Source organism: Polluticoccus soli (assembly GCF_029269745.1).
In the GTDB taxonomy this organism is placed as follows: Bacteria; Bacteroidota; Bacteroidia; order Chitinophagales; family Chitinophagaceae; genus Polluticoccus; species Polluticoccus soli.
Genome location: NZ_JARJHT010000001.1, coordinates 1,495,785 through 1,510,922 on the forward strand (window position 1 = coordinate 1,495,785; position 15,138 = coordinate 1,510,922).

Genomic DNA, 15,138 nt, shown 5'->3' on the forward strand with positions numbered 1-15,138 from the left:
TTTGACACGTATGAGCGAGCAGATCTCCACTTTTATTGCCAAAAGCAAGGTGAAAGCCAGCGACCTTGAGCATAAGCGCAAACTTGCTTTCAATATCCAGAAGTATGCCGAAACGGTAGTGAAGGGCAAGCAACAATTTTTTGATCTTGACCTGGCCCGCAGGCGCGCGAAGAACGTGAAGTGGAAGACCATGGAAAATCTCGACATGTACCTTGAGGAGTTTGAAAAGAACTTTACAGCACGCGGCGGCAAGGTGATCTGGGCCGAGACGGCTGACGATGCGTTGCAGGCAGTGTTAGATATCTGCAAGGAAAAAGATACAAAGCAGGTCGTGAAGTCGAAGTCGATGGTGACGGAAGAGATACACCTGAACGACTTCCTGGCCAAACACAATATCGAATCGGTTGAAACCGACCTTGGTGAATATATACAACAGCTGGATGGCGAAGCGCCTTACCACATTGTAACACCGGCCATGCACAAGAGCAAGGAAGACGTTGCGAAACTGTTTCATGAAAAGCTGGGTGTCGAGCCACATCTTTCTCCAGCCGAGCTGACACAAATAGCCCGCAAGAATCTCCGCGAAAAATATACCTCCAGCGAGGTGGGCATAACCGGTGGTAATTTTTTGATAGCTGATACCGGCGCAGTGTGCGTCAGTGAAAACGAAGGCAATGGCAGGTTATCTACCGCCTTCCCGAAAACGCATATCGCTATCGTGGGGATTGAAAAAGTATTGCCTTCTCTAAAAGACCTGTCGCTGTTCTGGCCTTTGCTGGCTACTTATGGAACGGGACAAAATGTTACAGTATATAATACCATATTTACTGGCGGCCGTCAGCAAGGCGAAGTAGATGGACCAACCGAAATGTATGTAGTGCTGCTGGACAATGGCCGCACAAATCTTTTGCGTAAAGAGGTACGTGAAAGCATGTACTGCATCCGTTGCGGATCGTGCCTGAATGCCTGCCCGGTATATAAGAACATAGGTGGCCACGCGTACGGTACAACTTATAGCGGTCCCATAGGTTCTGTGATCTCTCCGCATCTGAAAGAGATGAGCGATTTCAAGCACCTTAGCTATGCATCAAGCCTGTGTGGCAACTGTACTGAAGTATGCCCGGTGAAGATCAATATACACGAGATGCTGCTGGAGAACCGTCACATCGCTGTGGAAGAAGGTTATACAGATTTTAGTGAACGCGCCGCGTGGAAAGCCTGGAAGCTGGCAATGATGAACCGACCACTTATGAACATGGCAGGTGCAAAGGTGAAAAACAAAGTAGTGAATACACTGTTTGAGAAAAGCTGGGTGAATACGCGCGGACAGTTGCATTTTGGCAAAACGTTCAATCAACTGTGGAAAGAACGCAGTAAGCAATAGCCATAATGCAAGCGCCGATATACACAACTAAAAAAAGCAACCGGCTTATTTATGTGCTGGATTGGTTGTTTAACGAGCAGCTGAAAACCGGCTATAAGTTTATTGAAAGCGAGAACGAAGCCCGCGAAGAAAAATTTCTAATCTCGTACGGAGTAGAATTTCCAAACGCTCTTAACATACCTGATTCAGGTTTGCTTTGGGAAACAGATATCGCGCAGCAACAAATAAGAAAAGGAAGTAGGGAGAACACCCCAATTTTATTTGCAAGTGACGATGGTGCACACCAGTTGCCTTTCGATCTACTTTCCGCCATTTTTTTTCTTTTATCCCGCTACGAGGAATATTTAAGTTTCACGCCCGATAAACACGGGCGTTATCCGGCTACAAATAGCATTTTGTTTCGTGAAGGTTTGTTGGAGCAGCCTATTGTTGACGAGTGGGTTGAAAAATTCCGTCAATTGCTTCGGGCTCAGTATTCACTAGTCGTCGACGCACCGCGATTTAGCTTTCAGCCTAGTTACGATATAGACATTGCCTGGTCATACAAGTACAAAGGCGCGTATAGAACGCTGGGCGCGCTGGCAAAAAACATTTTGTCAGGAGACGTGGGCGTTGCCAAGCGGCAACTGAATGTCTTATCGGGCAAAGAGCAGGACCCATATGATAGCTTTGACTGGTTAGAGCAACTACACAAGCGTCTTGGCCTGTCGCCAAACTATTATGTGTTGGCATCTCTGAAAACAACTCCCTTCGACAAAAATATTCACCCGCAGCATCCGGAAATGCAGAAGCTCATCCGCTCACTTGCCGGTGAAGGCTCAATTGGATTACACCCTTCTTACTACGGTGATGAAAAGCAAGAATTGCTTGGAGAAGAAAAGGCGTCTTTAGAAAAGATCATTGGTAAAAAAATCACCAGTTCACGACAGCACTATATAAAGCTAACCCTGCCTGATACTTATCGTGCTTTGATGAGCATCGGGATTAGCAATGACTACAGTATGGGGTATGGAACCCACCTTGGTTTCCGTGCCGGCACCGGGCAATCATTTTTTTGGTTCGATATTCAATCAGACAAACAATCTCCGCTCCGCGTGCACCCGTTTTGTTTCATGGACACGACGGCTCATTTTGATCACGGATTGACTGTTGATGCGGCGTTTGAAAAGCTATATGAAATGGCGCAGCGCCTGAAGGCCTGCAATAGTCAGCTCACAACAATATTTCACAATTTTTCGCTGGGGACCGACAAACAATGGTCGGGTTGGAAAGAAGCATATTCGGCTTTTGTACAGAAAATTATTTCCTGATAACAACCTTTGTTCCTACACCCACGAAGGTGTAGAGTTCTTCAATATCCTTGTTCTTCAGCGCAACGCAGCCGTCTGTCCAGCCAACGCCCATCTCGATCATGTCATCACCACCTTTCCAGATGCCGTGTATGCCAATGTCACCACCTATCCTTGCCGACTGAGGAATTTTACCTTCTGCTTTTAGCTTATTGAATCTTATACGTGCTGAGTCATTTGGATAACTGAGTAACATGAATTTGTTATACTTCGAATTGGGATTTTTAGCTGAAATATGAAAAATGCCTTCCGGGGTGCACCTGTCGCCCTCCATACATTTATTCATCTTGGGATTGGGACCAAACACCGCGCGATAGTTACGCACCATGCGCTTCCTGTAAAAAACCTGGACGGTATACCTCGACTTATCGACCAGCACCATCACAGAGTCTTTGTTCAATGTATCGGGTGAGATCGGAACGCGGCGACCAACTGCCAATACTTTTGGAGTGATGGTAGTTTCGGTAATGCGCATCAAGCCCTGGCTGTACTGTATCTCGCGCACAATGTTGCCTTTGCCGTCACTATATTCTTTCAGGATCTTCAGATCGCGTGGTACATCTGTCTTCTTCTCCTGCGCCGTCGCGCAGAAAACAGTCATACCGGCAAGGACGGTAAATAATATTTTTAAGCCACTGTATTCTCTAATACTATGCTTCATAACCTAATAGCAGCGATAAAAACGGGATATACGAAACTAACGAAAAACCTTGAAAATTGCGGCGGCTGTGGCCGTTTTTAGGTTTTCTTTAGCAGGTGCGTTAAAGGCATGCGCTGTCAATTCGGCTATCTTTCTTATTTTCGATGATGCTTCCGCTGAGTTTTACAGAAGAGAATTACTTAAAGGCAATATATAGTATCCAACAACAGAATGGAATAGGTGAAGTTTCGGTGAATGAAATAGCCGAAAGGATGAATACAAGGCCGGCGACTGTAACCGATATGCTACGTAAGCTGTCGGAAAAACAACTGATCCATTACGAGAAATATAAGAAGGTGCAACTTTCTGCTACCGGCAAAAAAGAGGCGCTTGGTATCCTAAGAAAACATCGTCTCTGGGAAACCTTCCTGCATAAAAAGCTCAACTTTTCGTGGGATGAAGTTCATGAGGTAGCCGAACAGCTGGAGCATATCCATTCTCAAAAGTTAGTGGATAAGCTAGATGAATTTTTGGGCTATCCCGAATTCGACCCGCATGGCGACCCAATACCGAAGCCCAACGGCGACATGCCGTCTACTAGTGCAGTACCACTCTCAGATGCTGAGCCGAATAATCAATATAAGATAGTAGCTGTTCGCGATACCTCAACAGCTTTCCTCATGCAGTTGAAGAGATATAACCTGGAGATTGGGACACTTATTACCATATCGGAGAAAATGCCGTACGACAACAGCGTGCTGATTGAAAGCCAGGGAACCAATTACCAGCTTTCAGAGAAGATAGCGGGCAACCTTTTGGTCGTTTAGTTTTTGACTAACGGTTTTTTGTAAACAGGAACAGTAGAGCAGGGCTCTCCATACATCAGCGATTTTACCACAGGTCGAAGTTTGCTTGTAATGGCAACATAAGCCATATCAGGGATAGGCGTTTCGCCGCAGCCCTTTATCACAACTCGTTTGTCAGCATACTCAGTGACATCGATATCCGCGATACGTTGAATCAATACCTGTTTTTTCAGTTCTTCAGGAGTGCCGAAATTTACCGACGCCGCATGTGGCTGCAGGTAGGAGGCCGCCAGCATATAAGCCCACACTGGGATGATAGCATCTACAGAACAATAAAGAGATACATGCTTATTGGCGTAAGGACTCCAGTCAACCGTCTGCAGAGCCGTACGATAATCCTTTTCGCGCAATATCATCTCGCGAAACAAAAACGGCTTCAGATCGAAGGCTGCCGTTGCTTCATCTTTTAAAACGAACTCCGCAAGGTCCAGTGTTATTATCCCGCTTTCAGCGACTTTATTTACGATTGGTTCCATAAGACTCTACAAATTTACGAAAGGTTTTCGCGTCAATAACAAAACTGCCCCGGACATCCGGGGCAGTTTTAGTCAATACGGTCTTAAGATATTGTGATATTACAAATTCTGCGTATGGTATTTGATGGTTGCGGTTTTTCTAAGCACTTCCTGCATTACAGAAGCCAGCGTGTTTTTCGATTGCATATCTAACATTGCCTTTTGCTGGTTCAGGATCATTGGATCGTTAGGCATTGGTTTGTTGCCCCTCATAATAACACTGAGGTAGATAACACCGTCCTGTCCGGTAATGCCAGGTGACATTGTGTTAGGTTTGAAACCGTCGAAGAAGCAATAACCAACAGCTTTCGGCTCGTAACCGAGGTTAGGTGCAAATGGGCTAGCCAGGTTGAAAGAATCTGCTTGTTGTACAGGTTGACCAGCGGCTTGAGCTACAGCATCCAGAGATGTTGAAGACTTATACCTGTTTTTCAGCATTTCTGCTTTTTTTTCAGCCCGTACAGCTGCTTCCATGCCTGGACGCATAGCAGCGTCAAGTTTCATCAAACCTTTTTCTTGTTTGCTCGACAGTTTTGCTACAACATACCTGTTTTCCAATGCGAACACTTGAGATACATCCCCAACTTTCGCATCGTACATCCACCTGATGATCTCACGTGCAGAACCAAAGCCAGCGATCATGAAATCATTTGCTTTTACATTGTCGCCATTCCTCTTATTCAGGTTCTGCGTTTTAACTGCTTCATCAAATGCTTTTTCAGTATTGTTGCGGCCAGCAAATTCTGTGGCTTTTGCATAAGCTGCATTTTCAGTATTGTCGCCAGGATAAAGTGCCTTGCTAACCGTTGCGATCTTAACTGCAGGCTGCATACCTTTCCTTTCCAGTATTTCTATATAATGGTATCCCGCGTAAGCGTCGTTATCAACTTTCACTGTTTTTTTCTCCCCGGCACTTCCTTCAAAAGCGAAGTCAGCAAATTCTTTTGACAATTGACCTTTTTGCTGAAGGGTGAAGGTGTACTCGCCAGCTGTTTGCTTGCTGCCCGGGTCGTCGGAGTAACGTTCTACTACAGAACCAAATGGCGCACCACTTTTTATAGCAGCGATCGCACTATCCAGTTTCAGTTTTGCAGCGCTGTCGCTCAGCATTGGCTGGTTAGCATCTTCAATCTTTACAAGGATGTGCCTTACTTTAACTGAATCCGGCATGCTTTGTTTGTCCAGCACTTTTGTCATTTTGTACATACCGTTCTCGAAATATGGACCGTATACAGAACCGACAGGGGCGTTCATGATAGAGTCTGCATATAAAGACATAAATGATGCCTTGTTAACGAAAGCAGGATTGAATGGTTCTTCAGAATTGCGGTTCACAAAACTCTCTGCATCGGCAGTCGAAGAAAATTCTGTTTTGAGTTGATTCAATGATCCAAGTGCACGCGCAGTATCTTCAGAAGAAGGCGTCACGTCGAAAGAAATGTACTCAATGCTTCGTGTTGGTTCTTCAATAGTGTACTGTTTTTCTTTTTTCTTCATGTAAGCATTCAGGTCCTCATCAGTCACTTTTACTTCAGCGTCATTAATAACAGCATAAGGAACTTTTACAAACCTTGCGCTGGCAATAGTACTTTGCTCTACCAGTTGTTTGTCCAACAGGAATTTTGGAGTGTAAACAAAGTTGGTAAGCAGGTTGTTATATTTTTTATTCAGGTTATTCCTAAGCACATAAGCTTTGATAGCTTCCCATTCTTCACGGGCTTTACCAGTTGGATCGTATTGATCAACCTGTTGCTCAAAAGCTTTTACACGCTGAGGATCGAACATCCTGGTATCAGGATTTGCAAACACAGGGTATTGCTGAACGATAGGGTCTGGAGCTGCGCCATATATAAGGTCGCGCTCTTCTTCTTTAGTAGAAGCGATACCCAGTTTTTCACATTCAACCGCCATCAGCTTTTCATTGATCAGCTCACGCAGTGCCTGCTCGTTGATCTGTGCGCGTGTTGCATCGTCAAGGGTCCTTCCTTTAGAACTGTAATTATATAAGATCTCGTATTCTTTGATCCTTTGCTGGTATTCTCTGACGTCGATCTTCTCGCCATTAACGGTAGCAACACTCGAGTCCCGCCCAAACAGATCGCCGAATCTTCCGCTCGCAGCGTCCATTAATATGAAGCCCACCAATGCCAACACGATGATAAAAACCGTAAGCTTTCCGTATTTATCCCTGATTTTCTGAATTACAGCCATATAGGTTATGTATTAATTTATAAGGACGGCAAATTTAGAAGAAAAAACGACATTATGAAGCGTGGAGGCTTATTTATCAATATTATACGGATAATATATAATAAGTCGCTCTCATCAGGCTGATTTTTAAATCAGTCGAGAGGTTGGGAATAAATGTGGAATACTGTGGATTTCGTTGGTAAAAACAGGCTCATCTGCTGGAAATTTACCCAAGATGAGGTTGGCGCGATTTTTTTTAGTTGTTAATCGCTCGTTATTCACATCGGTTTACAGTATTCCCGTGGACGTTTTTACTAACGTGCACTACTATCCACATTTCCAGTATTTTATGTGAATATGCCCAACCAGCAAGGCTTTTCATTGTGAATAACCTTCGTCAGTGTGGGTATGAAATCAAAAACCTTAATTTGCAATAGGGATTCCGTTTTTGTTTCCCCAATTTCACACTGCTAATGATAATAGCTTCTTTTTAAAAAATCTTTTTATTCTTATTCTTATGGATGTGGATTTGAGAATTGCAGAGGAAAAAATCGACGAAATTGGATTTTTGAATGTGGAGATCGATCCGACTCTGGATCTTTTTGCAGAGATCGAAAAGTTGAAGAAAGAAAAGAATGCAGTGTTGTTAGCGCATTATTACCAGGAGCCGGATATCCAGGATGTGGCTGATTATATAGGAGATAGTTTGGGGCTAGCCCAGGAGGCTGCGAGGACCGAGGCAGACATTATTGTATTCGCCGGAGTTCACTTCATGGCCGAGACAGCCAAGATTCTAAATCCCAACAAAAAAGTTTTATTGCCAGATCTGAAAGCTGGATGTTCTTTAAGTGACAGTTGCCCACCTCCGGTTTTTAAACAGTTCAAGGAAAAGCATCCAGATCATTTGGTGATATCATATGTCAATTGTTCTGCGGGGATCAAAGCACTAAGTGATATTATCTGTACTTCTTCGAATGCACGCCAGATTGTGGAAAGCCTGCCGGAAGATCAGAAGATCATATTTGCACCAGACAAAAACCTGGGTGCATATATTAATAAGGTAACAGGTAGAAGCATGGTGTTGTGGAATGGAGCTTGCATGGTTCATGAAATATTTTCGTTGGAGAAGATCACCAAGTTAAAGAACCGACATCCTGACGCTAAACTTATTGCCCACCCCGAATGTGAGGATAGCGTTCTGAGATTAGCAGATTTCATAGGTTCCACGACGCAACTACTTAAGTATACACAAACCGACACCTCAAACAGTTTTATTGTTGCTACGGAAACGGGCATACTGCACCAAATGCAAAACAAGTCTCCGAGGAAAACCTTTATAGCTGCCCCGCCTGATAATGCTTGTGCATGCAATGATTGCCCGCACATGAAATTAAATACGCTTGAGAAGTTATACCTCTGTATGAAGTATGAACTACCCGAGATCGTAATGGAAGAAACAACGCGACTTGAAGCTAAGAAACCAATAGATCGAATGCTTGAAATGAGCAAGCAGCTTGGATTATAGCTGCTTGTTTAAAGTAATCGCAGTGTAAAGAATATTTACACTGTTGCTGGTATTTTGTTTTCTAAAGAAAAAATTTCTAATTTGGGTCACTTTTATCTGTTAATTTTTGTATCAAAAAAACGAGTATGAAAAAATCAGTTTTACTTAACTTAAGTCTATTGAGCATGGGCTTAACGGCTGCCGTTAATGCAGGTGCTCAAGGAACTCTTGCCTCAGACGCTGAAGTAATGGGTGCAAGGTTTATCGTAGATGCCCCGGCGTCTATCAGTGGCGTGAAAGATTTCACGTTCTCAAGCGACGGAACTACTCCCTGGGGTGGATCATTGAACACACCGGTTGAACACGTAGAAGTAGTTAAAGCTTCAGACAGTGAAGCTTGTACTTCGATCTCTCCAGTTGCTGCAGGTAAATGGGTGTTGATCTACAGGGGTAATTGTGAATTTGGTGTAAAAGCAAAGAATGCACAGACAGCTGGCGCTGCGGGTGTTATTATTTGGAACCACACACCAAACGAGTTGATAAACATGGGTGCTGGTGCTGTTGGTGCGACTGTTACTATACCAGTTACATTCGTTTCAAATGCTGATGGCCGTGCTATGACCAACCAGTTGTCAGCGGGTACTCCAGTTTTCGTTTCTATTTCTAAATGGGGTTTTAATAAAGCGCACGATCTGGCAATCGTTCCTGGTACGCCTGCACCTCCTCCAGGTCTTGCAGTGCCAATCAGCCAGTTTGATGGTACAGACATTCCTCAATACAGAGGTTATGTTGGTGGTTATGTAGCTAACACCGGTAACAATACCGAAAACAATGTTAAGCTGATTGCAAACGTTAGCTGGACTCCAACAGGCGGCAGCACTAGCCCTTACTACTCGGATACAGCAACTGCTGCTACATTCCCTACTGCAGATTCTATTAAATACGATCTGTTCTCTCCAGATCATTTTAGCTTCACTCCAAGCGGTACAGGTCGTTACGATTTCAACTACGCTGTTTCAGCTGATGATGCTGATGGATTCGCGTTCGATAATACGCATAATTTTTCTCTTAATATCACTCCGAATGCGTTCAGCCGTGGTCGTATCAATGTTCAAACACAAGAGCCGATCGTTACTAACCATAACAGGTTGGCTGATGCAGCTTCGAGCCTGACTTGGGGCCCGCTGTTTTACGTGAAGAAAGGTGGTTATCATATGAGCCACGTTATCTTCTCTGTAGCTGATCAGGATACTAGCGATCACGATCTGACTGACAGGAACGATGGTCTGGTGGAAGTATTTGTTTTCAAATGGACAGATGGTTCTAATGGCGGTCCAGCCGACGAAAGGATCCAGTCTGAAGAGCTGACTATTAAAGGTATCGCTGTTAAGAAGTTTACTACTCTCGATTCTAACAAGACTATGCTGAGCGCTTACATAGGCGATGCAGTTAGCGGTGCACCTGCACAAATCGTTACTGAGTCTAACTCTTACTATTGGTTTGCTGCGAACCTGAACACAGTATTCGCATTGAGCTCTGACAGGAACGCAAATTACCACGCTCGTACAGCTGCTGCTATGAAGTATGCTACAAGTAAAACTCCGGACTTCTGGTCGCCTGCTTTTATCGGTAGCGCTACCGATATCGCTCAGAACCCAGGTACCGATATCCGTATGTTCCCATTCGGTTTTGCTACCAGCAACATCGATTCTTTGACGGTTCCAAATGGTTCTGCTGTTCCTGCGATGACGTTCATCCAAGGTGTGTTCCCGGTAAATGTAAAAGAGACTGCTAAGGTTTCTGCTGATCAGTTCACTGTTTACCCTAACCCAGCTGTATCAAACGTTACTGCTAAGATCGGCCTGGCTAGCGCTACTGAGAAACTGCACATCAAGATCATCGATGGTCTAGGTCGCCAGGTTTATTCTGAAGTTCGTAAGAATGTACAGAATACTGAAGTTACTCTGCCTGTTACAAACTTGGCTGCAGGTAACTACTACATGATCATGATTTCTGATAATAATGCAATGGCAAGGCCTTTTACTATAGCAGGTAAATAAGCTAAGCTTAAAAAAGGATAAAGGCGGATCAATTGATCCGCCTTTATTTTTTGTATACCACTTTGCCTTTTACAATTGTGTAGAGAACCTTGGCGGTTCGAATGTCTTTTTCGCTTGCAGTAAGTAGGTCTGTATCCAGAATAGTTAGGTCTGCGTCTTTTCCTGGCTCAATACTTCCTTTGTCTTTTTCAAGAAATACACTTTTTGCTGCCCATATGGTCATACCTCTCAGTGCGTCTTTTCTGCTTAGTGCGTTCTCTTTTTGAAAACCATTCTCAGGGTTGCCTGAATTGTCTTTTCTTGCCACTGCCGTATAGAATGTAGCAATAGGACTTATCGCTTCTACAGGGAAATCCGTTCCTAATGCTATCCAACCATTTTGTTTTAGCAGATCATTGTAGGCATATGCTTCGTGTATACGATGAGGGCCCAATCTTGTTTCTGCCCAAGGCATATCTGAAATTGCATGTGTGGGCTGAACAGAAGGCACGATAGAGTAGTGGCCAAACTTATCGTAGTCTGACAGGTTTACAACCTGGGCGTGTTCTATCCGCCATCTTTTGTCGTTTTTTCCCAGGAGATGGTGACCATACATATCCAGGATAATTCGGTTAGCGCTGTCTCCAATAGCATGTGTACACAATTGCCAGTTGTATTTCATTGCGAGTGCTGCTAGTTTATCCAGTTGCGAATAAGAGGATAGGAGCATTCCCTTATGGCCAGGCATATCGGAATATTCTTTAAGCAGGCATGCACCTCTAGATCCAAGCGCACCATCAGAATATAGTTTGATGCCGTTTATCTGGAGCTGTCCCTGTTTAAAGGGGCCTTTTGCGGCGAAGGAGGAGAGGGTTGATTCATCCTGTGACAGGAGTAGGCTGTTGCCAATTGATAGCTTTCTGTCATTGTATAAGGTAAGTAGAAGATTAATAACGTCTGTTTTCACCCCGCAGTCGACCACCTCGGTCAGTCCTTCTGCGTAACATTCTTTCTCTGCATCCACCAGGTAGGTAGTAGCGATATCTTTTGGGAGCAGTGGAATAAGGCTTTCTACTGGTTCTGAAGCATTGTCTATCAGTATTCCGGTATGGCTGTACTTTGGTTTACTCCAGCCAGGTCCAAGGCCTTCTGATTGGCTAAAACAGCATGGCCATCTATTCTTTTCAATATCACAGGTTTATCTGGGAATAGCTTATCGAGGGTATCTTTTGTAGGGAATTGTTTGTTTGTCCAGTCATTTTGGTCCCAGCCTCTGGCGTATATCCAAGTGAGTTTGTTGGTTTGTTCGTAAGTAACCAATCGTTTTATAACATCATTAAAGGAGGTAGTGCCTACAAGGTCACATTTATAGGCATCCAGGGCATATCCGCTAAAGTGGCAATGGGCATCTATAAAGCCGGGGTATATAGCGGCATGAGGTAGGTTTAAGGTTTGTTTTGTTGCGTATTGTTGTGTGATAACTGTTTTATCGCCTGTGAAGACAATCTTTCCCTTGTCTATGACAACACCATCTGTTTGGTTGAAGGATGAATCTGCGGTATAGGTTTTACCATAAATAATAAGGTCCACCGGTTGTTGACAGTAGACTGCGGCAGATATTAGTGAAATAACGGTGGTCAGTAAGTATTTCATAGCTTAAAGATATAAGGTTCCACGTGAAACAATATGATTAATAAAGAGCCTTATGTTTCACGTGGAACTCTATTAGCGTTAGTGCACAATAGAAGTTTCACGTGGAACAATATGGAGTGTTAAAATGATAGCAATGTTCCACGTGGAACTATTATAACAATTCTATAATAGCTTACCAGTTCGTACCTTTGCACCCTTATGTTTCCAAAGTACGATGTTATTGTAGTAGGTGCCGGCCATGCAGGTTGTGAGGCTGCTGCCGCTGCTGCTAATATGGGTTCCAAGGTCCTGCTTATCACCATGAATATGCAGATGATTGCGCAGATGAGTTGCAACCCGGCAATGGGTGGTATAGCTAAGGGGCAGATTGTTAGGGAGATCGATGCATTAGGTGGGTATAGTGGTGTCGTTAGCGATAAGAGTATGATCCAGTTCCGCATGCTTAATAAGTCTAAGGGGCCGGGCATGTGGAGTCCCCGTACGCAAAACGACCGCATGTTGTTTGCATCTACGTGGAGGGATATGCTGGAGGCTACTCTAAATGTTGACTTTTGGCAAGATATGGTTAAGTCCCTCATTGTTTCACGTGGAACAGTTGAAGGAGTGGTGACCGGAATGGGGCAGCATATCTATGGTAAAACAGTGGTCCTGACAAACGGTACTTTTCTAAACGGGGTAATACATATCGGAGAGAAACAGTTTGGCGGTGGCCGTATGGGTGAAAAAGGAGCAACTGGACTTACTGAGCAGCTTGTAGAATTAGGTTTTGAAAGCGCAAGGCTTAAAACCGGAACACCTCCAAGAGTAGACGGGCGTAGCCTTGACTATTCAAAAATGGAAATACAGAATGGAGATGAAGAAATAGTAGGGTTCTCATACCTGCCTATCGACCGAATCAAACCTAGTCAGCAGCGTCATTGTTGGGTAACCTATACAAATGAAGAAGTACACGGCATTCTGAAAACCGGCTTCGAGAAATCCCCCATGTATCAGGGGAGGATAAAAGGGAGTGGCCCAAGGTATTGCCCAAGCATAGAAGATAAGATCAGCAGGTTTGCAGAACGTGAACGCCACCAGCTTTTTGTTGAGCCAGAAGGGTGGAATACAGTAGAGATCTACGTTAACGGGTTTAGCACATCTCTTCCGGAAGATGTTCAATACAAAGCAATAACAATGGTGCCCGGTTTTGAGAACTGCAAGTTCTTTAGGCCGGGTTATGCTATCGAGTACGACTATTTTCCACCTACACAGTTGAAGTTCACCCTGGAAACTAAACTCATCAGGAACCTTTTCTTTGCTGGACAGATAAATGGAACGACAGGATATGAGGAAGCTGCCTGCCAGGGATTGATGGCCGGCATCAACGCACACCAAAATGCACTAGATGCCGAACCTGTTGTTTTACAGCGAAGCGATGCATACATCGGGGTACTGATAGACGATCTGATAAATAAGGGAACAGATGAGCCTTACCGCATGTTTACCAGTAGGGCAGAGTTCAGGACGCTATTGCGACAAGATAATGCAGACCTCCGTTTGACTGAGCTTGGATATAAACTAGGACTGGCTAAGGAAGACCGGGTGGCGCTGGTTCGCGAGAAGAAAGAAAAGATCGAAAAAATAAAGGCCTTGCTGGCCGAGTTCCCTATAGAACCCGCACAAGTGAATGATTTCCTGGAGGCAAATGAATCTACGCCTTTAATTGAAAGAGCCAGGGCTATGAAGTTGTTGCTTCGGCCCGGCATAGGTTTGAAAGAACTGATGACGGCTATTCCTTCGCTGGAGGAAGCAATAAATGAAAATGATCAGTTGGTTCTGGAGCAGGTTGAGATACAGGTGAAATACGACGTGTATATCGAAAAAGAAAAAGAGCTGGTTAAAAAGATGGCGACCCTCGAGAATCTAACTATACCAGAGAGCTTTAATTATGATAAGCTGACAGCTTTATCGATGGAAGCCAGGCAAAAGCTAACTAAGATAAAACCCGGAACACTGGGACAGGCTAGCCGCATCAGTGGTGTCAACCCCAGCGATGTGCAGATTCTAATGGTTTACATGGGACGGTAATGGATATTCTGGCATCTATAACGCACTATTGTAAATACCAGGAACGCTGCCATAGCGAAGTGCGGGATAAATTGTTTGAGCTTGGATGCAGAGGGGCTGAGGTGGACGAACGCATAGCCGACATGATCGCTGGCGGTTTTCTGAATGAAGAACGATATGCGCGAGCCTACGCAAGGGGCAAGTTCCGCATGAAACAATGGGGACGCGTAAAGATCACCCAACAACTAAGGTTGAAGAAGGTATCAGATTACTGCATAAAAAAGGGGCTTACAGAAATCGATGCAGAAGAATATGAAAACGTGATCGTAAAAGTTCTGGATAAAAAATTGACAGAACTTAAGTCGGAAAAAAACATTGTAGCGCGGAAAGGAAAGATGTACCGTTATGCAATTCAAAAGGGATACGAATCGGAAATCTCACTCAGCATCATCAACGAAATGATCAGAAGACCAAAATAGGTAGAGCTCCAACTATTAAGTATATTTACAAAAAAGCCGAAAGATGGTACAGCAGGTTACAGAGGGGGTTAGCATTACTGTCGAAACATTTTATCAGCCGGCGCAATCAAACCCTGTCGGTTCTGAGTTTCTCTTCGCATATCGCATAACTATCGAAAATCTGAGTGACGTCCCCGTGAAACTTCTCCGTCGTCATTGGTATATTTACGATAGCAATGGCTCCTTCCGCGAGGTAGAAGGTGAAGGGGTTGTAGGGCAACAACCTATCATTGAATCTGGTCAAAGCTACCAATACGTATCGGCAGCTAATCTTAGAAGTGAAATAGGGAAAATGTACGGTAACTACCAAATGGAAAATCTGTACAACAAAAAGCTTATCACTGTGGCCATACCTGAATTTCAGCTCATGGCGCCTTTCAAGCTTAATTAACAATTTTACATCATTTTATTGAATTATTGGCAATAATTCCATT

The 15,138-nt window shown here is 44.1% G+C and carries 11 protein-coding genes and 1 pseudogene; 8 read left to right on the forward strand and 4 right to left on the reverse strand.

What is annotated here, in order from left to right:
• Positions 1 to 10 precede the first annotated feature (10 nt).
• A complete protein-coding gene (locus P2W83_RS06590; protein ID WP_276132915.1) occupies positions 11 to 1,384 on the forward strand; it encodes a LutB/LldF family L-lactate oxidation iron-sulfur protein in 1,374 nt (457 codons plus the stop codon).
• Between the two features lie 191 nt (positions 1,385 to 1,575).
• A complete protein-coding gene (locus P2W83_RS06595; RefSeq protein ID WP_276132916.1) occupies positions 1,576 to 2,694 on the forward strand; it encodes a polysaccharide deacetylase family protein in 1,119 nt (372 codons plus the stop codon).
• Here the strand turns inward: P2W83_RS06595 and P2W83_RS06600 are convergent.
• Positions 2,684 to 3,394 (reverse strand): L,D-transpeptidase family protein, encoded by a 711-nt coding sequence (locus tag P2W83_RS06600; RefSeq protein WP_276132917.1) that lies wholly within the window; start codon positions 3,392 to 3,394, stop codon positions 2,684 to 2,686. The genes P2W83_RS06595 and P2W83_RS06600 overlap by 11 nt on opposite strands.
• Before the next feature lie 143 nt (positions 3,395 to 3,537).
• Between P2W83_RS06600 and P2W83_RS06605 the strand changes: the two genes are divergently transcribed.
• Positions 3,538 to 4,200 carry a metal-dependent transcriptional regulator gene (locus P2W83_RS06605; protein ID WP_276132918.1) on the forward strand — a complete coding sequence of 221 codons (663 nt, stop codon included), beginning with the start codon at positions 3,538 to 3,540 and terminating at the stop codon, positions 4,198 to 4,200.
• Here P2W83_RS06605 and P2W83_RS06610 read toward each other — a convergent pair.
• Together P2W83_RS06610 and P2W83_RS06615 are read right to left on the reverse strand one after the other, a co-directional pair.
• The gene (locus P2W83_RS06610) at positions 4,197 to 4,715 is read right to left on the reverse strand and encodes a DUF2480 family protein (protein ID WP_276132919.1); all 519 of its coding nucleotides are present in this window, start codon (positions 4,713 to 4,715) and stop codon (positions 4,197 to 4,199) included. The two genes, P2W83_RS06605 and P2W83_RS06610, sit on opposite strands and share 4 nt — an antisense overlap.
• 99 nt (positions 4,716 to 4,814) lie before the next feature.
• A complete protein-coding gene (locus tag P2W83_RS06615; RefSeq protein WP_276132920.1) occupies positions 4,815 to 6,965 on the reverse strand; it encodes a peptidylprolyl isomerase in 2,151 nt (716 codons plus the stop codon).
• Positions 6,966 to 7,467: 502 nt separating this feature from the next.
• Between P2W83_RS06615 and nadA the strand changes: the two genes are divergently transcribed.
• Both nadA and P2W83_RS06625 read left to right on the forward strand, forming a co-directional pair.
• Positions 7,468 to 8,469, forward strand: coding sequence for a quinolinate synthase NadA (gene nadA, locus P2W83_RS06620; RefSeq protein WP_420831770.1), 1,002 nt, complete (start codon positions 7,468 to 7,470; stop codon positions 8,467 to 8,469).
• A 125-nt stretch (positions 8,470 to 8,594) separates the two neighbouring features.
• On the forward strand, positions 8,595 to 10,508 hold the full coding sequence (locus P2W83_RS06625) for a PA domain-containing protein (RefSeq protein ID WP_276132922.1): 1,914 nt from the start codon (positions 8,595 to 8,597) through the stop codon (positions 10,506 to 10,508).
• 43 nt (positions 10,509 to 10,551) lie between these two features.
• On the opposite strand, the pseudogene P2W83_RS06630 reads toward P2W83_RS06625, so the two are convergent.
• Positions 10,552 to 12,140 (reverse strand): annotated as a pseudogene (locus P2W83_RS06630) (amidohydrolase).
• Between the two features lie 198 nt (positions 12,141 to 12,338).
• Between P2W83_RS06630 and mnmG the strand changes: the two are divergent.
• From mnmG to apaG, 3 genes are read left to right on the forward strand one after another with little or no spacing between them, the layout of a single operon-like run.
• Entirely contained in the window at positions 12,339 to 14,207 is a 1,869-nt protein-coding gene (mnmG, locus tag P2W83_RS06635; RefSeq protein ID WP_276132923.1) for a tRNA uridine-5-carboxymethylaminomethyl(34) synthesis enzyme MnmG, read from the forward strand.
• Positions 14,207 to 14,665: a regulatory protein RecX gene (locus tag P2W83_RS06640; RefSeq protein WP_276132924.1), complete on the forward strand. Its 459-nt coding sequence runs from the start codon at positions 14,207 to 14,209 to the stop codon at positions 14,663 to 14,665. The genes mnmG and P2W83_RS06640 overlap by 1 nt, the downstream gene beginning before the upstream one ends.
• Positions 14,666 to 14,708: 43 nt before the next feature.
• Positions 14,709 to 15,095: a Co2+/Mg2+ efflux protein ApaG gene (apaG, locus tag P2W83_RS06645; protein ID WP_276132925.1), complete on the forward strand. Its 387-nt coding sequence runs from the start codon at positions 14,709 to 14,711 to the stop codon at positions 15,093 to 15,095.
• Positions 15,096 to 15,138 lie beyond the last annotated feature (43 nt).